This is a genomic window from Kitasatospora sp. NPDC048298 (assembly GCF_043201465.1).
GTDB lineage: Bacteria > Actinomycetota > Actinomycetes > Streptomycetales > Streptomycetaceae > Kitasatospora.
The window spans coordinates 18,486-37,764 of record NZ_JBICYZ010000003.1 but is presented as its reverse complement, the minus strand read 5'-3'; the positions used below and the strand labels follow the sequence as shown (position 1 = coordinate 37,764).

Below are 19,279 nucleotides of genomic sequence, written 5' to 3'. Positions count from 1 at the left end.
GGCCGGCCGCCAGCCCCAAGGAGTCAGCTCTGCGCGCGCGTGCGAATCGGCGGCCCCCGACGCCGAAGGGCCCCCGCAGGCGTCCACGCCTGTCCCTGCGGACGGCGCTGCTCGTCCTGGCCGTCATCCCCAGCATCGCCCTGGTCGCCCTCTGGGCCGTGACCAGCGGTGAGACCATCGCCGACTTCCAGCGACTGGCCGACCAGGCCACCATCGCGCAGAAGGCCGGCCAGCCGTCCAACATCGTGTACTACAACCTCCAGGAGGAGCGGCGGCTCAGCGCCGAGGCACTCGCCCGTCCCGGCTCCAACGCCGACCAGCTGCGCCACCAGCGCCGGCTGACCGACGACGCCGTGCGGCAGTTCCAGACCCTCTCCGGGGCCACCGCCGACAACGCCCCCGAAGAGATCCGCACCGCCGTCGTCGAGGCCCGCCAGGCCATGGGCAAGCTGGCCGAGCAGCGTGCCGCCGTCGACCGCGCCACCACCGACCAGCAGAGCGTCTACGCCTACTACACCGACCTGATCAGCGTCGACCTGCGGCTGTTCACCGCGCTCAGCCGGGTCGACACCGGCGAGGTCACCTGGCTGTCCAAGACCCTGGTCAACTCCTTCTGGGCCAAGGAGATGCTCTCCCGCGAGGACGCCATCCTGGCCCGCGGCTGGCCCACCGGGCGGCTGTCCGCCACCGACTACCAGCAGGTCCAGCAGCTGATCGGTTCCCAGGACCACCTGCTCAACGTCCAGGTCCTGCCGTACATCCCGGACACCGAGGCGCCGGCCTGGCACGAGCTGGTCAACAGCCCGTCCTGGCAGGCCAAGGCCGCCGTCGAACAGGCGCTGCTCAAGCCCACCGCCGCCGACGCCGCCGGCACCGTCAAGCTCCCGGCGACCCAGGACCAGTGGCGCCAGGCCCTCGACGGGCTCAACCCGCCGCTGGTCAAGGCCATCGAGGACCGTACCAACGGCGTCATCGAGGTCGCCAAGGGCGCCATCATCGGCATGCTCACCCGGGTCGTGCTGACCACCGTCATCGGCCTGATCACGGTCGTCGCGGTCGTCATCGCCTCCTGGCGGCTCAGCCGCTCGCTGCGCCGCCGCATCAAGGACCTGCACACCCAGGCCGAGGAGATGCGCAGCACCCTGCCCGAGGTGGTCGACCGCCTCGGCCGCGGCGAGCAGGTGGACGTCGAGGCCGAGAGCCGCGCCGTCACCGACGGCCCGCACGGCAGCGGCACCGACGAGCTGGCCCGGCTCGGCCAGGCGCTCAACCTGGCCCGCTCCGCCGCCCTGGAGGCCGCCGTCGGCCAGGCCGAGCAGCACCGCGGCTTCGAGCGGCTGCTCCAGCGCATCGCCCGCCGCACCCAGCTGCTGATCGGCCGCCAGCTGCGCAAGCTGGACGAGCTGGAGCGCAAGCACGACGACCCGGAGGTCCTGGAGGGCCTCTTCGACCTCGACCACCTCACCGCCCGCCTGCGCCGCTACGAGGAGAACCTCGTCATCATGGCCGGCGGCCAGCCGCAGCGGCGCTGGCGCAAGCCCGTCCCGCTGCTGGACGTGCTGCGCGCCGCGCAGGGCGAGGTCCAGGACTACCGCCGGATCTCGATCGACATCGAGGGCCACCCGTGGCTCTCCGAACGGGCCGTCGGCCCGGTGGCACACGTGCTCGCCGAGCTGATGGAGAACGCCACCACCTTCTCCAAGCCGCCCACGCCGGTCGAGGTGCGCGCCGCCGTGGTCGGCCGCGGGCTGGCGATCGAGATCGAGGACCGGGGCCTCGGCATGGACCCGGAGCAGTACGACGCGGCCAACGAGCTGATGAGCCGCCCGCCGCGCACCGACGTGCTGGCCCGGGCCGACGACATCCGCCTCGGCTTCCACGTGGTCGCCCGGCTGGCCTCCCTGCACGGGCTGAGGGTCGAGTTCCGCCCGTCCGCGTTCGGCGGTACCCGGGCGGTCGTCCTCATCCCGGACGAGCTGGTCATCGAGGGCGACACCGGGCTGCCGGACGGCGCCGGCGGCACCGCCACCGAGCCGATCCCGCTGGTGCGCCGCTCGCGCCGGGCCGTGCGCTCGGCCTCCGACGAGGCGCCGGCCCCGGTGCCGACCGGTCCGCCGGTCGCGCCGGTGGACTCCTTCGCGCAGGGCGACTTCGCCCCGCAGGCCGCTCCGGTGCCACTGCCTCAGCCGGAGCCGGCCCCGATGCCCCTGCCGGTGCGGGTGCCGCTGCGGCTGCCCTCGGCGGACGCCGGGGTGGGCGAGGGGCCGGAGACCACGCTCCAGGACGTTCCGGTGCCGTCGGCGCCGTTCCCGACGGAGCAGCCCTACCAGGCGGCGCAGCCGTACCCCGCGGAGCAGCCCTACCAGGCGCAGCAGCCCCACCCGGCGTACCCGGCCGGGCAGTCCTTCGGCCCGGAGCAGTCGTACGCGCCCGAACCGTCGTACGGCGCTGAACCTTCCCACGCCCCGCAGCCGTCCTACGGGGTGGAGCAGCCCGTCCCGGCCGCTCAGCCGTCCTTCCAGCCGGAGCAGCCGATCGAGCACAGCTCCCCGGCCGACCCGGCGCCCGTCCAGGACGCCCCGGCCTACCCCGACATCGCCTACGCACAGGTCACCGAGGCCGAGGCCCCGTACGCCGACGAGCAGTACCGCCCGGCCGACCACTACCGGCTGGCCGAGCGGCGGCAGCATCGCGAGTACCAGACCTCGGTGCCGTTCAGCCCGGCCGAGGGCGGCCAGCCCCCGCTGCCGCAGCGCGTCCGGCAGGCCAGCCTGGCGGCCGAGCTGCGGGTGCCCCCGCCGGACGAGCCGCAGTGGGTCGAGCGGTCCGCCGAGGACGCCACGCCCGCGGGCCCGTTCCAGCGCACCGACTGCCCGGTGCGGCGCTCGGGTGCGGCGATCGGCGCCTTCCAGCGCCAGTCCCGCGCCGCCCGGGCCCAGGACAGCGGCGAGCACCCGCTGCCCGCCGCCCCGCCGGCCCCCTCCCCCACCCCGTCCCCTTGGGCCCCTGCGGCCGCGGACTCCCGAACCACACGAACGGATGAGCAGTCATGAACCGCACGATCGCCACCCACCAGGACCTGGACTGGCTGCTGGACGGACTCGTCGACTCGGTGCCCGGGACCAGGAACGCCGTCCTGCTCTCCGACGACGGTCTCGTGGTCAGCCACTCCCGCACCATCGAGCGGGCCGACGCCGAGCGCCTGGCCGCCGTCGCCACCGGCCAGCAGAGCCTGGCCCGCGGGGTCGGGGCGCTGTTCGACGGCGGCCCGGTGCACCAGGTGATCGTCGAGCTCGCCGAGTGCTGGCTGTTCGTCATCGCCGCGGCCCAGGGCACCCACCTGGCCGTGGTCGCCTCCCAGGAGGTGGACGCCGAGGTGATGTCCGTCGCGATGCACACCCTGGTGCAGCAGGTCGGCCAGAAGCTCACCACCCCGGTCCGCCACGACGGTGCCCCCGCCGCCCCCGCCTCCTTCGACGCCTTCGCCGCCCGGACCCGGGGCTGACCCGGGTGGAACCGTACGGGAACGACGCCTGGGGGGACGGCCGCGACGGCGGCCGGCAGGCCGGCCCGCAGTCCGGCCCCACCTCCGACCCGCGGTCCGACCGGGAGGACCGGGAGCCCCGGGAGGCCCGGGACGACCGCTGGCGGCGCGGCGCGGTGCCGCACTGGAGCGAGCTGGAGGAGGAAGCGGAGGACGAGTCGGGCAGCATGGTGCGCCCGTACACGATCACCCGCGGCCGGACCGCACCCGAGCGGGACGACCTCACCCTCATCACCGTGCTCACCACGGTCGAGGAGAAGGCCGAAGCGGCCCTGGCGCGGGGCAACCGCGCCGGCGCTCGCGGCCTGCAGCCCGAGCACCGGCTGATCCTCGACCTCTGCCGGCACCCGATCGCCGTCGCCGAGGTGTCGGCGGACCTGGACCTCCCGGTCTCGGTCACCAAGATCCTGCTGGGCGACCTGGTCGCCCAGGGCCTGCTGAAGGCCCGGGCGCCGCTCTCGGTGGCCCGGGCCGCCGGGGGCGTGGACCTCGGCCTGCTCACGGCCGTACGCGAAGGACTCCGGAGACTCTGAACATGGCAACACCGCACTCCGCCGTCGGCTCCCCCGCCGCCCCGGTCGCCCCGGCGGCCGTCAAGATCCTGATCGCGGGCGGCTTCGGCGTGGGCAAGACCACCCTGGTCGGCTCGGTCAGCGAGGTCACCCCGCTGCGCACCGAGGAGTACCTGACCCGGGCCAGCGTCGGCATCGACGACCTGGCCGGCATCGACCAGAAGACCACCACCACCGTCGCGCTCGACTTCGGCCGGATCACGATCAGCCCCGAGCTGGTCGTCTACCTGTTCGGCACGCCCGGCCAGGAACGCTTCTGGTTCATGTGGAACGACCTGGTCAACGGCGCCCTCGGCGGGATCGTCATCGCCGACACCCGCCGGCTGGAGACCAGCTTCGCCTCCATCGACTTCTTCGAGAGCCGGGGCATCCCGTTCGTGGTCGCGATCAACTGCTTCCACAACACCAACACCCGAACCCCCGACGAGATCCGGGCCGCGCTCGACCTCGACCCGCAGGTGCCGATGCTGCTCGGGGACGTGCGCGAACGCGCCTTCGGGCGGGACCTGCTGCTCGCCCTGGTCGACCACCTGATGGACCTCGCCGCCACGCCCGCCGGCTGAGCCGTCCCCTCTCCCCCGGCCGGACCTCCCGTGAACTTCCCTACGGAGCAACCCTCATGACCAGACCCCTGCGCGTCCTCGTCCACGGCGGCGGCATCGGCGGCCTCACCCTCGCCACCGCCCTCGCCCAGCGCGGCCACCAGGTCGACGTCGCCGAGCTGCGCGAGCAGTTGGAGGCCCTCGGCGTCGGCATCATCCAGCCGTCCAACGCCCTGCACGTGATGCGCGAGATCGGCGTCCTGGAGGACTGCCTGGCCGTCGGCTTCGAGTGGGAGATGCTGACCATCTGCGACCCGGCCGGCGCCACCCTCGCGAAGATCCCGCAGCCCCGGATGGGCGACGCCCCCTCCAACAACGGCATACCGCGCCCCGCGCTGGCCCGCGTCCTCGCCGACGCCGCCGCGAAGGCGGGCGTCACCGTCCGCTTCGGCACCACCATCGACACCCTGGCCGAGGACGCCGACGGCGTCGAGGTCACCCTCACCGACGGGCACGCCGGCCGCTACGACCTGGTCGTCGGCTTCGACGGCATCGGCTCGCCGCTGCGCCGCCGGCTGTACGGCGAGAAGTACCTCCCCGAGTACACCGGCTTCGCCAACTGGCGGGTCACGCTGCCGCGTTTGCCCGAGGTTCGGGGCGTGGTGATGTCCTCCGGCAACCTGAGGGCGAAGGCGCTGCTCACCCCGATCAGCGCGGAGCGGATGTACCTGGGCTCGGTCTTCGCCGAGGCCGAGGACTTCCGCCCGGACCCGGAGCGCGCCCACGAGCAGCTGCGCGAGCGGCTGGCCGGCTTCGGCGGCCCGATCGCCGGGGCGCTGGCGCAGGTCACCGACCCGGCCGCCGTGGTCTACTCGCGGATCTCCCAGGTCACCGTCGAGGAGCCCTGGCACGTCGGCCGGATCGTGCTGGCCGGCGACGCCGCCCACGCCTCCACCCCGCACCTCGCCCAGGGCGCCGCGATGGCCGTCGAGGACGCCCTCGTCCTCGCCCTGAGCCTGGACGGGGCCGACTCCGTCCCGGCCGCCCTCGCCGCCTGGGAGGAGCGCCGCCGCCCGCGCGCGATGTGGGTCCAGGCCCTGTCGCGGGCCGTCCTCAAGCAGGAGACGGGCACCCCGACCACGCCGGAGGAGGACGAGCTGCTGAAGGTCGGCATCCCCGGCGCGGCGCACGTCCTGGTGCAGCCGTACTGACGCCTCGGGGCTCCGGGCTCCGGGCCCGGCGGGGCGCTGCGGCGCGCCGCCGGGCTCACCAGCGGCCGGCCAACTGCAGGATCCGGTACCCGAGCCACCCCGGCGGGACCAGCGCGAGGGCCAGCCCCGCGACCACCAGGTCCGCCTTTCTCGTGGCGAGTTGAGCCCGCCAGGCCATCGCCCGCTGCCGCCTCCCGTCGGCCGTCAGGGCGGTGTGGATGGTGTGCGCCAGGTGCACCGTGGGCGTCGGCGGGGAGGAGATGCCCGACCGGGCCATCCACCGCCACGCCGCCGGGCCCCGGCGCTCCTTCACCGGGAAAACCCGCGGGGTCCACTGGCCGTCGAAGGTGATGACGGCTCCGATCCAGTGCCCGCCGGCGACCAGCTCCCTGGGCAGCAGCGGGGTGGGCAGGCTCTCGTTCAACTCCCCGGCCAGCTCCGGCAGGCCGCGCGGAGCCAGCAGGATCAGCTTCGCCGGCGGCTGCGTGGCCCTGGCCTCCCCGATCTCCCAGCGCAGCCCCTCCCCCGGCCCGAGGCGCAGGACGATCAGCTGGGACAGGTCCATCAGCCGCCGCACGGTGCCCTGCCAGTCGTCGAGCGGCAGGTAGAACCGGGCGGCGCCCAGGAGCGGCAGGGTCTCGCCCGGCCGTCCCACCGCGATCACCGGGCCCACGGCGCCCAGCGCGGCGGCGAACTGCACCTCCCGGGTGCGCAGGCCCGCCGCCGTCCGGGCGTCCTCCCTGGCGGCGGCCTCGTCGTCGAAGCTGCGCAGGTAGAGCACGGGTCTGCGGCCGTCCCGCAGCAGCGCCTGGGCGGCCCCGCGAGCCGCGTACGGGCGGGTGCGGCGCAGGACCACGAGTCCGGCCCCCGCGGCCGCCGCACCGCCGACCAGCAGCAGGAGCGACACCCTCGGCGGGAGTCCCTCGCTCCGCTCCGACGCCGCGACGGCGAGGGCTCCGCCCCCGGACAGCACGCAGCCGGCGGCCTGGGCGATCCGGACGGCGCGCCGCCGGCGCGGCTGCGGCGTGCCGTACCGGTTGACCAGCGCGACGATCTCGGCGACCCCGGACCGGCGGCGGTGGCGCAGCCACAGGGCGGGCCCGAGCAGCGCCAGGGCGACCGCCCCACAGCACCACGCCCCCACCCTGCTCCCGCGCACCTGCTCGCCCATGCCCACGTTGACCAGCAGGTACAGCGCCGCATAGGCCGCGGTGACCGCGACCGCCGTGATCGACCGGGCGACCACGCGGAGCCGGGACGACACGTCGATCCACCCCCTAGCCTTCGCGCAGCCCTTCGAGCGGTCCTGCGCGCAGCGCCTCGACCAACCCGGTGAGCAGCCGGTGGAGCAGCCCGTTGAGCAGGACCCTTCCATGCGATACCGCAACCGGCGGACCGTCATGCGTGTGCGACCGGTACCGGTTTCCCGGCGCACGCCCCGGGCGGGCGGTCTTGTGCCCGCGCCGGGTCGCGGTACAGGCTGGCGGCCGACCCGGCCAGTCGACGCCCTGGAGGTCCGGTGCCGTCCCTGTTCCGCATGCTCGACCTGCACGAGGCCGTGGAGCGCGAACGGCAGCACCCGGGCGAGCGGCTGTTCGTCTCCGACTACAACGGCGGGCACCCGTTCGTCGCCGACTACCTCGGCCCGCTCGCCCACACCCCGCCGTACCTGCTCGGCGACGTCACCCGCTACTCGGCGATCGACGAGGACCGCGCCCTGCGGGCCAAGATCGCCCGGCTGCACAGCGCGTACGACGAGGTGGAGTACGGGCCGGAGCAGGTGATCCCGGCGGGCGGCGCCAGCAGCCTGCTCGGCACCTTCTGCACCTGGCTGCAGCTGAGCGGCGTGCGGCGCGTCCACTACCTGCCGCCCGTCTACTACAAGTTCGCCTACTTCTTCCGGAAGTTCGGCATCGAGCCGGTCCGAGTGAGCGAACTGCACGCCCGACAGGAGGGCTTCGCACCGGAGTTGCCCGAGGAGCGGACGGTGCTCCTGCTCACCGATCCGCTCTGGTACGCCGGGCAGCCGGTCCCGGCCGGGGTGATCGAGCGGATCGGCGAGTGGCAACGGGCCACCGGGTCACTGGTGTTCGTGGACGGCACCTTCCAGTACCTGCGCTGGGACGGCAGCCGCCGCGAGGAGAGCGCCGCCCTGCCGGCCGACCTCACGGTGCGGCTGGTGTGCCCCACCAAGTACCTGTCCATCCACGGCTACCGCTGCGCCCACCTGCTCGTCCCCGAGCGGCTGCGCGAGCCGCTCGCCGACCTCCACGTCAACCTGCACGGGGACGTCACGGTCGCCGACCGCCTGTTCGCCCACCGCGCCGCCGACCTGATGCTCGACGGGGAGGGCAACCGGCGGCTGGTGGAACACATCCGGGCCAACCACCGGCGGCTCCTCCGCAGCGGCGCGCTGCGGGACCGCGCGCCGGTGGACACCGGGTACTTCCTGTTCGCCCGGGTCGCCGCCCCGGCCGCCCGGCTGCTCGCGCTCGACGAGCGGCACTTCGAACTCACCGGCCACGAGGGGTTCGTACGGATCAACCTGCTGAACGAGGCGGCGTTGGACGGGCTGACGGCTCCGGGCGGACCGGCGGCGCCGGCCGGCTGATCTGGTCCCGGCGGTCCCACACCGCCTTGGAGATCCGGGCGAGCAGCCGGGCCGCCGGGTCGGTGCGGTCGGTGCCGTCGGCGAGCCGGCCGGTGTAGCAGACGGCGATCAGGTAGGGCGGGCAGTCGGCCGGCTGGACCCGGCCGACGCTGAGCCGGACGCCCGGGAACCAGCCGTTCTTGAAGGCGATCCGGGTGTTGGAGGGCAGGCCGGCGGCCAGGTCCACCCGGAACTCGTTGTACTCGAGGAGGGCGAGGAGTTCGGGCTCCCCGGCGAGCGAGCGCAGCAGCCGCACCAGGTCGTGGGCGCTCACCCGGTTGTGCACGCCCTGGGCGCGCGCCGCGTAGTCCTCGATGCCGCGCGGGGTGGAGCTGTGCGTGGCTCCGGCGCGGCGCCACACCTCGGTGACGGCCTGCTGGGTGGTGCGGGCCAGGCAGATGTTGGTGGCCAGGTTGGAGGAGTGGGTGATCATCCGCTCGGCGAGCAGGCGCAGCGGCACGTGGGTGCCGAGCAGTTCCCAGGGCAGCGGATCGCTGTCCCAGTCCGGGTCGTTGCCGAACTCGCCGCCCACGACGGACTCAAAGCGGTTCACCACCGGCACCTCGGCGTCGAGGTTCGCCCCGCCGCGGCAGAGCGCCGCGAGCACCGCGACCTTCATCGTGCTGGCGGCGTCGTGAAGTTCGTCCGGGTTGTGGACGAACACCGGCTCCGCTCGTTCCGCCCAGGGGGCCACCACCACAGAGAGCATGGAGGAAGGGTAGGGGAGGTCAGGGCCGGACCTCGACGGTTGCGGCACACGACACGAACCCGGCGCTCCCGTGCGGCGCCGCGGACGCGAACGCGTTCACCCGTTCGCGTTCCTCCGCGGCAGCCACCGGCCGGCGGTCCCGCGCGACTGCCGCACGACGACGCGGCCGTGGCGTTTGGTGCCGACCAGCTCCACGCGCAGGGTGGTCGGCACACCGGAGTCCGGCGCCCGGCGGTTCCTCACCCTGCTGAACTCCAGTGCCAGGCCGTCGGAATCGACCACGATGCCCGGCCGGGTGATCAGCGTCAGGGTCTTGCCCTCCATCTCCAGGTCGATCCGCAGGGTGTCCTGGGTGATCACCGCCTGGGTGAAGTCGAGGGTCACGTCGCACCACTCCACGGAGAGCTCCAGCCGGCGCGGCACCACCCAGCGGCCCTCCCGCCGGACCCGGCTCCACCGCTGGTCGATCCGCAGGACGTCCTTGACCTCCGCCACCACCCCGTCGGCGGAGACCGACACGGCCGGCAAGTCGGCGGTGAGCCCGGCCAGTTCGCCGAGCGTCCGGGCCGACAGCGCGACCTCCAGGCGCTCGTCCAACTCGTCCGGGGTCAGCCGGCCGTCACCCGCCGCGACCCGCAGCAGCTCGGCCACCCGGTCCCGGTCGGCGTGCGAGGCCCGCATCGCGGACTGCTGGCCTCGGCCGGCCTGCGTCCCGGCGGGCACGATCTCTCCCGGCATGGTTCCCGTCCCGAACTCGACGATGGTCTTCGCGCGTTGGGCAGCGGCGCGAACGAGAACTCACGATATATCGCGATAGGGCTTCTCGCCAGGCCCGCTCAGCGGGGCGTGCCGCGGGCGGCCCGCGGGCTCACCAGCATGCGGATGTCGTCGGCGGCCCAGAGGACGAACCGCTCGACCGGGACCACCCGGTGGCCCGGTTCGGGCCGGAAGCGGAGCCGCTTGAGCAGCACGGCCAGCAGCACCCGGGCCTCCAGGGTGGCCAGGCCCGCCCCCTCGCAGCCGCGCGGGCCCAGGCCGAACGGGATCCAGGCCAGCCGGGGACGCCCGGCCGACTCCTCGGGGGTGAAGCGTTCGGGCCGGAACCGCTCGGGCTCGGGCCAGTACGCGGGGTTCAGGTGGACGGCCAGGATCGGGAGGAGGACCACCGCCCCGGCGGGGACCAGGTACTCGCCGACGGCCAGCGGCTCGGCGGTCAGCCGGGCACCGTACGGGCCGGGCGGGTAGCGGCGCAGCGACTCGCGCAGCACCATCCCGAGGTACGGCAGCCGGGGCAGGTCGGCGTGGTCGGGCACCGGGCGCTCGCCGAGGACGCGGTCGAGCTCCTCGGTGACGCGCGCGGCCGCCTCCGGGTGGGCGGCGAGCAGGTGCAGGGTCCAGGAGACGGCGACGCCGGTGGTGTGGTGGGCGGCCAGCATCACCGTCAGGACGGTGTCGCGGATCCTCGCGGGGCTCTCGCCGGCCTCGACGAGGGCGGCGATCAGGTCGCCGCGGTCGCCGGGACCGCCCCCTTCGCCGGCGCGGTGCGCCGCGACCACCCGGTCGACCGTCTCGCGCAGGAGGGCGAGCGCCCGCGTGGCGCGCTCGGCGCGCCGCTCCCGGTCCTGCCCGGCGGGCGCCCGGTAGAGGCGCTCCAACTGGTCGGCGAGAACCGCCTCGAAGGCCTCGACCACGCCGTCCGGGTCCTCGACCTCGCCGCCCAGGGCGTAGCCGCAGATCATCCGCAGGGAGGTCCTGGTGAGTTCCCGCTGGAGCTCGACGGGCCGGCCGGCGGGCAAGGCGGCCCAGCGGTCGGCGAGTTCGGCGGCCAGGGCCGTGAAGAGCTCGAAGTGCCGTTCGTGCGAGGGCCGTCCGGCCAGGACGGTGAGCAGCAGCCGGCGCCACGGGCCGTGCTCGGCGGCCGGGAGCACCTGGAGGTTGTCCGCCTCGAACAGCGGGTCGAGGAAGGAGAACAGCCGCCGCGGCCGCTCGTCGAGGTGGACGACCGCCTCCAGCAGCACCGGGTCGGCGATCGACACGGCGGTCTCGGCGCCGGGCAGTCGGAACCGTACGACGGGGCCGTACTCGGCGTGCAGCCACAGCTGGTAGGTGTGCAGTCCGCCCGCCCGCGCGATGGCGCCCGCGCCGTCGTCCGCGCTGGGCTCGGGACCGGGGATCTCCATCGGACCTCCTCGTCGCAGCGTGGGAAGCGCGACGGAGTGGGCAGTCGGCCGGGCCGACTTCCCACCCCTCGGGCCTGCCCCGGCGTCAGTTGACGAAGTGCGTCAGTTGACGAAGTAACTGAACCCGACCGTCGCCGCGGACATCCCGGCGGCGATCTCGCGTGTCAGTGCTCCCTGGCAGTTCGCCGCGGAGTACACGTCGACCGTCGAGTCCGTGAGGTTCTGGACGACGACCGGCGACAGGGTCGGGTAACACCCCCGCGCCGGGTTCTGGTGGGCCACCCCGTTCACCACCAGCACCCCCGTGGCCGCCTGGGCGGGCACGGCGAGCGCGAGCACTCCGGCGGCGGCCGGCATCCCGACCGCTGCGATCCGACGACGCATGACTGTTCTCCCTTCCGAGGGCGCGCAACCGGTGACGGCACCCTTCCGGGCCATGGATTCCCCGGCCGCCCTGTCCATGTCAGAACACCGGCCACAATCCCCCGAAGCGACGACAGCGCCCGGCCCCGGGAGGGTCACACCTGCCCGGGGTGCGCCTCTCCGGTTCCGGGCCCAGCTCGCCGGCTGACGCCGCTCGGCGCGTACGGCCGGTCCGGGGGCGACTCCGGCCCGGCCGTCAGCCGTGATCCGTCAGCGGTCGGCCGTCAGCCGTCAGCCGTCAGCCGTCCAGCAGGTGCAGGGCCTGCCGCAGGTTGTGCTCGGCGATGCCGGCCATCGCCTCGCGGGCCGGGAAGTCCCCGTCGAGCAGGCGTAGCGGTCCCGCCGTCAGCGAGAGGCGCTGCGCCGGCGCGTAGAGGGCGAGCCGGTCCTCGTCCAGGCCGTCCGCCGCCAGCGGCAGGTAGTCGGCCTCGGGAAGGCGGATCCGCAGGAAGACGTGCTCCCACTCGGCGTCGAAGTACATCGTGCCCTCGACGTCGATCAGCACCGGACGGCCTTCGGCGTCCACCAGGACGTGGTCGGGCCCGAGTTCGCCGTGCACCACGCTGTACTCGGCGCGGGGCCGCACCGCCGCCGCCAGGGCCCGCAGCCGTTCCGCGAACCGGTCCCGGGCTTCCGCGATCCGGGGGTCGCGGGCCGCCGCCTCCGCGAGGTCGCGCAGCGCGCGGTCCAGCACGACGCCCTCGCAGGACGGCCCGTGCGAGGCTCCTCCTCCGTCGACGACCGCCACCTTCCCGTAGCCGGGCGCCCGGTGGCCACGCATGGCGTCCAGCGCCTCGCCGAGCCGGGCCAGCACCGGGGCGGCGGCGCGCGGGTCGCGGGCGAGCAGCTTCTCCAGGCTCTCGCCGGGGACGTCCTCGACGATCGCGAGGTCGCCCGTGCCCGGGGCGACGTCCCGGTCCCCGGCGCGCCGGACGAACCGGAGCGCCGGGACCCGGACACCGAGCGCGTCCAGCCGTGCGTGCGCGGCCTCGAACAGGTCGAGCCCGAGGCCGGGCGAGAACGGGTCGGCGAGGTCGTCGTCCCCCTCGGCCGCCGGCCAGTAGTTCTCGGCGCCGGCCCAGCGGTAGGCGATCGCCGTCGTCCCGTCGTCCATGAACAGGCGGTACACGCCCTTCTTGCTGCCGCCCGCCAGCCGTTCGACCGACTCCAGTCGCCGCCCGGCGCCCAGCGCGGCCCGCGCCGCACCCGCCAACAGGTCCCGCACCGCTGCCCGCCTCTCCCCGGCCCGGCCGCCTCGTCCGGGCCGGCCTCCTCCGGGCCGGCGCGCCCTGTCGCCGACCGCCCGACTGCCCACTGCCTACTGTCGGATGTGACGGCTCAGGTCGCCGACCAGGGTGATCCGCACCCGCCGCTCCGCGAACCGCCACCGGCCGTCCTCCCCACGCGCGAAGCGGTCGTTGTACCGGCCGGCGGCGATGGTCTGCAGCGGCAGCTCGGGCAGTGCCTGCAGCACGGTGACGTACGAGCGGGCGGCCGCCGTCCCCGCGCGCTCGTCGACCTCGACGACCACGTTGGTGATGACGTGCTGGGTCCGCGGCGTGCCGTCGGCGTGGACGACGATCATCCCGCGGAACATCGCCTCGATCGCCTCGCTCCCGCTCACCGGCTCCCCGCCGCCGACGAAGACGGCGTCGGCGAGCAGGGCGCCGAGCCCCGCGAAGTCACCGTCGTCGACGAGTTCGGCGTAGCGCGCGATCAGGGCCTCGATCGCCCGGTGACTCTGCACCGGGTCGGCAGCTGCGGGCATGCTCTCCCCCAGGGGTCGCGCGGTGTCATCTCCCCCAACCCTCGCACATCTTGATCATGCGCCGGAAAATCACCGGCGGGCCGGTGCCCGGGCTGATGGCTTTCGGTCGCCCGTGACACCGTCCGAGGAGGTGAGCCCCGTGAACGCAGTACCGACAGGGGTGCTCCCCCTTGCCGTCACGGCCGGGCGGCCGACGCGACGGACGGCCCGGGCGCCCGGCGGTCACCGGCCGGGCGTCCCGACCCGACGACCCCTACGCCAGCCGGGAGATCTCCGCGGCGACGGCCTCCGGTTCGGCGGCGACGGTGACGCGGGCGACGCCGTCCAGGCCCGGGTGGGTGCCGACCCGGACGGAGTGCCGCGCGTTGCGCAGCAGGTCGAGGTCGTTGATGTCGTTGCCGAAGGCGTCGTAGGCGTCGATCCCCAGCGAGGTCAGCGCCTCCCACTTGTTGGTGGCGCCCGGGGCGAAGTCGATGATCGCCTCGTCGAGGTGGTGGTTGACGTTCAGTCCGAGCGCGCGGCAGGCCTCGGCGAGGCCCGGGAGGTCGGCCGCCTCGACCACCAGGAACTTGACCACGGCGGGGAGTTCGGCGAGCTCCACCCGGCGGGCGAGGCCGCCCTGGTCGACCCGGCCGCAGATCGGGTGGTCGGCCGGTCCGGTGTAGGCGTAGTCCCAGGGGCCGTCGGCGAGGTAGCCCGCCCGGAACCGCTCCACCTCGCCCAGCAGCCGGCCGAGTTCGTCGGCCTCGAACGCGCTCCGCGCCCGCACCTGGCCGTCGACGGAGACCAGGCTGCCGTTGCCGCCGATGAGCGTGGCGGTGGGGAAGGCCCCGTCGAGGACGGGCAGGAGGTCGCGGACCGGCCGGGCGGAGGCGAAGACCAGCTGGTGGCCGGCCTGCTCGCAGGCGTCGAGGGCGGCGAGGATCCTGCTGTCGATCGTCCTCCCGTCGAAGCAGAGCGTGCCGTCGATGTCGAAGACCATGGTGCGGGTGTTGGAGCAGATCATCGGGTGATGCTATCCAGGCGGGTGCGTGCCCGGTCCACCACCCGTCGTCCGCCCGGGCGCTCCTACCAGTAGTCGGCCATCAGCTCGTGGTCCACCGTCATGGCGGCCCGGTCCAGCGCGGGCAGGCCCAGGTGGTCGCAGATCAGGGCGGTGAGCCGCTGTTCGCGGTCCTGGGCCCCGGAGCACTCGCCCCTGGGGTCGAGCCCGGCCGTCGTGACGAGGGAGACCAGCCCCTCGGGCAGGTACTCCTCGGTGAACAGGGTGTTCTCGTAGCTGACGGAGAAGGAGAACCGGCCGTCCCGGAAGTGGTACGCCTCCGGGCCGTGGGCCTTGCCGATGCAGGGGTTGGGCACGAACACCGCCAACTCGGCGCCCTCGGGGCAGAGCCCGCGGTAGTCGACGACGCCGTAGTCGTCGCGGGCGTGGTCGAACAACGGGTGCACGATCACGCCCCAGTCGCCGGGCGCCGGGTCCCCGCCCCGGGCGAACGGCGGGCGGCGCTGGGCGATCAGCCCGTCGGCCACGGCGGCCGGGGTGATGCCCCTGAAGTACACCAGGACGGTCTCGTCCTCGCCGTGGTGCCGTCCGCGCAGCCAGTCGATCGGGCCCCGGTGGATCCAGTCGTAGTCGGTCATGGTCGGCACCGTAACCCTCGGCACCGACACCGCCCGTCGGGTGCGACGAGCGCGGCACCCCTCCCACCGAGGGGCGGCCCGCCGCCGGGTACCGTACGGCCGTGAACAACGCGACGCCTCCCGGGTGGTACCCGGTCCCCGGTCCGGACGGCGCCCCCGGCCACGAGCGCTGGTGGGACGGCACGGCCTGGACCAACGACGTCCGGCCGGTCCAGGGCGGCAGCTACGGCTACCCGGGCCTGGAGGCGCACTCCGGGCCCCCGGCCTACCCGGCACAGCAGCCCTACCCGGCGCACCAGGCCTACCCGGCCTACCCCGCGCAGCCGCAGCCGTACCTCGCCGTGGACCACGGCCACCCCGGCCCCGGCTACCCGCCCGTGGCCCCCGCCCCGCAGCGGGTCAAGCCGGGCGTGGTCATCGCCGTCGCGGTGGCCGTCCTGGCGGTCGGCGGCGGCGTCGCCGGGCTCGCGCTCAGCCACGGCGGTGACCCGGTGGCGGACCCGACCACCGACCCCACCGTCTCCGTCAGCCGCAGCACCGAGCCGACGACGAGCCCGAGTCCGACCCCCACCCCCGCCCCGAAGCCGTCCACGCCCAAGCCCGCCCCGGTCCTCAGGACCACCGTCGCGGACCAGCAGCACTCGATCACCCTCCCGGTGTTCGAGGGCTGGGAGGTGGCGGCGAAGGACACCCCGCAGTGGTCGGTCTACCTCGGCAGCGGCCGCTACACCTGTGCGAACGGCAAGGCCTGCATCCGCGGCCGGTTCTCGGTGGAGAAGAACACCATCCAGGGCGACACCCCCAAGGCGGCCGCCGACGCCGCCATGCCGGCCGTCGCCAAGCAGATCTTCAGCGGGATGACCTCGCAGACCGACTACGGCTCCGGCAGCCTCGCCGTGGCCGGCGTGGCCGGCTACGCCACCCGCTGGCACATCACCAACGCCGACGGCACCCAGGGGTACGTCCTGCTGGCCGCCCTTCCCGCGAAGGGCGGCGGCTACGTGGTCTTCGACGGCGGCGTGGACGACGACCCGGCCGCCCCGGACGTCTCGGTGCTGGACCAGATCCTCCTGGGCGTCAAGAAGGACGACGCCCCGACCGCCGGCACCTGACGCCGCGTTCCGGGGCCCGGCGGCCGGTCGGCTCCACGGCCGCGGGAACGCTCCGGGAGCCGCCGGGCGCGAAGGGCACCGGCTCCGACGCGTACGGCCCGGGGAGCACGCCCGGGTCCCCGTGTCCGCCGCATCCCCCGTCGAGACGAACGCCGCTCTCGGGCTACGCGGGCTGGTCGCCCGGGAGTTGCTCCGGCGTGGAGGGCATCGGGAGCACCCGCGGGCGGGCGGTGAGGCGGTCGCTGCGGCGCAGGACGAAGACCACCGGCAGGGCGATCAGGCTGGGCCCGGCGAGCAGGCCGGCCAGCCACTGGCGGCCGGCCAGGCCGACGACCACCGAGCCGACGAGCATCCCGGCCGCGAGCACGAAGCCCGCCACCAGGCCGCCGAGATAGAGCTGGTGGGCGCGCCGCTCCTTGCCCTCCTGGGCGGCGATCCGGGCGCGCTCGGTGACGTGCTCCTCCCGTATCCGGGCCGCCTCGAGCGCCGAGGCCGACGCCGCCCGGTCGCGTTCCAGCGCCGCCTGGTGGCGTTCCCTGGCGCTCTCCCTGGCGTGCTCGCGCTGGAGTTCCAGTTCGAGGTGCTCCAGGGCCACCCGCAGGTGCTCGGGCGGGAGTTGGGCCCACTGGGTGGCGATCTCCAGGGCCGTCGGGCGGCGGGTGCGGCCCTCCTCGGGGGTGGTCACCGGTCGTCACCTCGGGGCGTGGGGGCGGTTCGGTCGGGGTTGCGGGCGGCGCCGGGCGGCGGGCCGAGGCGGAGGAAGAGCCGCTCCAGGCCGTCGGTGACGGTCTCGGCGGCCACGGGGGTGAGCGGGTCGTCGGCGTAGTCGATCAGCGGCCGGTACCGGGCCCCGGAGCCGTCCCCGGCGACCACCGCGTCGTCCGCCCAGGTGAAGACGCTTCCGACGACGACGCCGACGTCGCCGTGAAGGACCGTCCCCGTGCCCGGAGTCGGCGCTCGGCCCGCCGGCGGACCCGCGGGCGCGGGGAACGCCCTGCCCGCGGGTACGGGGCCGCTCGGCAGCGCGGCGCGCATGTCTCTGCGGCGTCTGGCCCCCCACGCGCCCGGTCGGTCCGGCGCCGGCAGCGCCAACGCGGCCAGCACCGCCGCCGCCACCGCCGGGGCGACCACCCACCAGCCGATCCCGGTGGCGGCGTGCAGCACCAGCGTCCCGACCCAGACCAGGACGGCCACCCCGCCGAACACCCGGCGCCTGTTCCCCACCTCGCTCCCCCTTCCGTCGGTCCGAGCCTACCCACGACGAGGGCCCCCCGGTCGGAGAACTCGACCGAGGGGCCCGTGGAATGACGGCAGGTCAGTGGCTCAGCCGTGCTGCGGCGCCGGCAGCGTGGCCGAGCCGGCGAGCAGCGGCCACTCCCGGTGGAACGGCGGCAGCGGCAGCTTGCCCTCGATGATCGGGGTGCCGAAGACCTTCAGGTGGGCGAGCAGTGAACCGTTCAGGTCGATGCCGCCGACCAGGGCCCAACTTCCCTCCACCTGCGGCGGGTTGCCGGAGGAGTCGGCGACCAGCGAGCCTTCGGCCCGGGCGCTCAGGTACGGGGCGACGCGGGTCTCCACGCCGACGGTGTCGTACAGGCCGAGGCTGATCTCGGCGCCGAGCGCGGCCCGCACGCCCGCCTTGCCGTTGAGCCGCACGTGCACCGGGGTGACCTTGGTCTCGGCGTTGGTGACCGGGGTCCAGCCCTTGCCGCCGGTGTAGTCGGCGCGCACCGCCCAGGTGCCGGTGGCGTCCTGCTCGGCCTCCAGGTGGACCTGGCCGTCGGCGCTGACCTCCAGGTAGCAGGTGAGGCCGAGGTTGACGACCACCGGCAGGCCGGCGACGGTCAGCACCGGGCTGGCCTGCAGCTTGGCGAAGGGCACCCGGACGGGCGCCGCGCCGGTGCCGCGGGCGGCGTCACCGGTGACCTTCCACTGGGCGTGGGCGCCGAGGTCGAAGCCGATCGAGGCGGTGCGCGGGCTGCCGGCCGCCGCGCCGTGGTAGGCGAAGTGGACGGCGGGGTGGAGCTGGAGCGAGCCGGACGCGTCGAGGCTCGCGCCGTCGGGCAGCGGGACGGGGGCCTTGACGTTCACCTCGAGGGTGCCGGAGGCGTCGGCCTGGATGCCGCCCGCGGTCAGGCCCGCGGTCGCCTTGAGGTCCTTGACCAGCGGGGTCACGGTGATGCCGCGCGGGTCGACGGGGACGTTGCCGTCGGCCTCGGTGCCGCCGAGGAGTTCGGCCAGGGTGGCCGGACGGGTGGTCAGGGCGAGGGTGTTGCCCGGGGCGGGGCGGACGCCGGTGACGGCGACCAGTGCGCCCTGTGGTGCGGCGGCGGTGGGCGGGCTGGCGATCAGCTGCCCGGGCTGGACGGCCGCCGTGGCCGCGGTCGGGCCGGCACCGGGCGAGGCGGAGGCGGCGGCGGAAGCCGAAGCGGAGGCGGAAGCCGGGGCCGATGGCGTGGCGGCCGGGGCCGAGGGCGTGGCGGCCGGCTCCGCCGCCGACAGCACCGCCGTCCCGGCCGCCGGGTCGTACGCCGTCAGTTGGAGGTTCCTGGTCGCCGCGGTGACGGCGCCGCCGTCCTTGCCCGGGCTGCCGATGGCGGCCTGCCGGTCGCCGGCGGGCGCGGCGGTGACGGGCGCCTTGCCCGTGGTCGGACGGCCGGCGGCGGGGGTGCCCGCCTTGGCGCGCGGGGTGCCGCCCGAAGGCGCCGCGGCGGCGGCCGGGCTGCCCCCGGCGGCGGTCGCGGCCGGGTCGGCGACGGTGGCGGCGGCCGGTGCGGCACCGGCCTGGGAGGAGCCGGGGCTGGTCGGCCCGCACGCGGCGGCCCCGGCGAGGACAAGGGTGAGGACGGCGGGGCCGGCGGCCCTGCCTATGGAGCTCTTGAACACGCGGCGTCATGTTACTGACGAGGAATAAGTTTGTCGAAGAC

19 protein-coding genes are annotated in these 19,279 nt (G+C 75.0%); 7 read left to right on the top strand and 12 right to left on the bottom strand.

Annotated features, from left to right (window positions below; all coding sequences use genetic code 11):
• The first annotated feature begins 158 nt into the window (after positions 1 to 158).
• Genes ACGF0D_RS03080 through ACGF0D_RS03060 form a run of 5 tightly spaced genes read left to right on the top strand, consistent with a single transcriptional unit; the run spans position 159 to position 5,869 of the window.
• Positions 159 to 3,053: a nitrate- and nitrite sensing domain-containing protein gene (locus ACGF0D_RS03080; protein ID WP_392913754.1), complete on the top strand. Its 2,895-nt coding sequence runs from the start codon at positions 159 to 161 to the stop codon at positions 3,051 to 3,053.
• Entirely contained in the window at positions 3,050 to 3,505 is a 456-nt protein-coding gene (locus ACGF0D_RS03075; RefSeq protein WP_392872331.1) for a roadblock/LC7 domain-containing protein, read from the top strand. The genes ACGF0D_RS03080 and ACGF0D_RS03075 overlap by 4 nt, the downstream gene beginning before the upstream one ends.
• Positions 3,506 to 3,510: 5 nt before the next feature.
• On the top strand, positions 3,511 to 4,077 hold the full coding sequence (locus ACGF0D_RS03070; RefSeq protein ID WP_392913753.1) for a DUF742 domain-containing protein: 567 nt from the start codon (positions 3,511 to 3,513) through the stop codon (positions 4,075 to 4,077).
• 2 nt (positions 4,078 to 4,079) lie between these two features.
• The gene (locus tag ACGF0D_RS03065) at positions 4,080 to 4,679 is read left to right on the top strand and encodes an ATP/GTP-binding protein (RefSeq protein ID WP_392872336.1); all 600 of its coding nucleotides are present in this window, start codon (positions 4,080 to 4,082) and stop codon (positions 4,677 to 4,679) included.
• Between the two features lie 56 nt (positions 4,680 to 4,735).
• Positions 4,736 to 5,869, top strand: coding sequence for an FAD-dependent monooxygenase (locus ACGF0D_RS03060; RefSeq protein ID WP_392913751.1), 1,134 nt, complete (start codon positions 4,736 to 4,738; stop codon positions 5,867 to 5,869).
• Positions 5,870 to 5,924: 55 nt separating this feature from the next.
• Here the strand turns inward: ACGF0D_RS03060 and ACGF0D_RS03055 are convergent, their stop codons facing one another.
• Positions 5,925 to 7,133 carry a transferase gene (locus tag ACGF0D_RS03055; protein WP_392913750.1) on the bottom strand — a complete coding sequence of 403 codons (1,209 nt, stop codon included), beginning with the start codon at positions 7,131 to 7,133 and terminating at the stop codon, positions 5,925 to 5,927.
• A 255-nt stretch (positions 7,134 to 7,388) separates the two neighbouring features.
• On the opposite strand from ACGF0D_RS03055, the gene ACGF0D_RS03050 reads away from it, so the two are divergent.
• The gene (locus tag ACGF0D_RS03050; RefSeq protein ID WP_392913749.1) at positions 7,389 to 8,480 is read left to right on the top strand and encodes an aminotransferase class I/II-fold pyridoxal phosphate-dependent enzyme; all 1,092 of its coding nucleotides are present in this window, start codon (positions 7,389 to 7,391) and stop codon (positions 8,478 to 8,480) included.
• Here the strand turns inward: ACGF0D_RS03050 and ACGF0D_RS03045 are convergent.
• From ACGF0D_RS03045 to ACGF0D_RS03010, 8 genes are all read right to left on the bottom strand, one after another.
• Entirely contained in the window at positions 8,410 to 9,228 is an 819-nt protein-coding gene (locus ACGF0D_RS03045; protein WP_392913748.1) for a serine hydrolase, read from the bottom strand. The two genes, ACGF0D_RS03050 and ACGF0D_RS03045, sit on opposite strands and share 71 nt — an antisense overlap.
• A gap of 96 nt (positions 9,229 to 9,324) precedes the next feature.
• The gene (locus ACGF0D_RS03040; protein ID WP_392913746.1) at positions 9,325 to 9,966 is read right to left on the bottom strand and encodes a DUF1707 domain-containing protein; all 642 of its coding nucleotides are present in this window, start codon (positions 9,964 to 9,966) and stop codon (positions 9,325 to 9,327) included.
• Between the two features lie 98 nt (positions 9,967 to 10,064).
• Positions 10,065 to 11,408: a cytochrome P450 gene (locus tag ACGF0D_RS03035; protein ID WP_392913745.1), complete on the bottom strand. Its 1,344-nt coding sequence runs from the start codon at positions 11,406 to 11,408 to the stop codon at positions 10,065 to 10,067.
• Between the two features lie 102 nt (positions 11,409 to 11,510).
• Positions 11,511 to 11,792 (bottom strand): hypothetical protein, encoded by a 282-nt coding sequence (locus tag ACGF0D_RS03030; RefSeq protein ID WP_392872355.1) that lies wholly within the window; start codon positions 11,790 to 11,792, stop codon positions 11,511 to 11,513.
• Positions 11,793 to 12,069: 277 nt separating this feature from the next.
• Positions 12,070 to 12,960, bottom strand: coding sequence for a phosphotransferase (locus ACGF0D_RS03025; RefSeq protein WP_392913926.1), 891 nt, complete (start codon positions 12,958 to 12,960; stop codon positions 12,070 to 12,072).
• A gap of 189 nt (positions 12,961 to 13,149) precedes the next feature.
• Positions 13,150 to 13,599, bottom strand: coding sequence for a nuclear transport factor 2 family protein (locus tag ACGF0D_RS03020; RefSeq protein WP_392913744.1), 450 nt, complete (start codon positions 13,597 to 13,599; stop codon positions 13,150 to 13,152).
• Between the two features lie 253 nt (positions 13,600 to 13,852).
• A complete protein-coding gene (locus tag ACGF0D_RS03015; protein ID WP_392913742.1) occupies positions 13,853 to 14,605 on the bottom strand; it encodes an HAD hydrolase family protein in 753 nt (250 codons plus the stop codon).
• Between the two features lie 62 nt (positions 14,606 to 14,667).
• Positions 14,668 to 15,240, bottom strand: a complete 573-nt coding sequence (locus tag ACGF0D_RS03010; RefSeq protein ID WP_392913741.1) for a hypothetical protein — start codon at positions 15,238 to 15,240, stop codon at positions 14,668 to 14,670.
• Between the two features lie 101 nt (positions 15,241 to 15,341).
• On the opposite strand from ACGF0D_RS03010, the gene ACGF0D_RS03005 reads away from it, so the two are divergent.
• The gene (locus ACGF0D_RS03005; protein WP_392913740.1) at positions 15,342 to 16,352 is read left to right on the top strand and encodes a DUF2510 domain-containing protein; all 1,011 of its coding nucleotides are present in this window, start codon (positions 15,342 to 15,344) and stop codon (positions 16,350 to 16,352) included.
• A gap of 163 nt (positions 16,353 to 16,515) precedes the next feature.
• On the opposite strand, the gene ACGF0D_RS03000 is transcribed toward ACGF0D_RS03005, so the two are convergent.
• The 3 genes from ACGF0D_RS03000 to ACGF0D_RS02990 form a co-directional block, all read right to left on the bottom strand.
• Positions 16,516 to 17,037 carry a hypothetical protein gene (locus ACGF0D_RS03000; protein WP_392872370.1) on the bottom strand — a complete coding sequence of 174 codons (522 nt, stop codon included), beginning with the start codon at positions 17,035 to 17,037 and terminating at the stop codon, positions 16,516 to 16,518.
• A complete protein-coding gene (locus ACGF0D_RS02995) occupies positions 17,034 to 17,576 on the bottom strand; it encodes a hypothetical protein (protein ID WP_392913739.1) in 543 nt (180 codons plus the stop codon). The genes ACGF0D_RS03000 and ACGF0D_RS02995 overlap by 4 nt, the downstream gene beginning before the upstream one ends.
• A 99-nt stretch (positions 17,577 to 17,675) precedes the next feature.
• A complete protein-coding gene (locus tag ACGF0D_RS02990; RefSeq protein WP_392913738.1) occupies positions 17,676 to 19,238 on the bottom strand; it encodes a hypothetical protein in 1,563 nt (520 codons plus the stop codon).
• Positions 19,239 to 19,279: the final 41 nt, after the last annotated feature.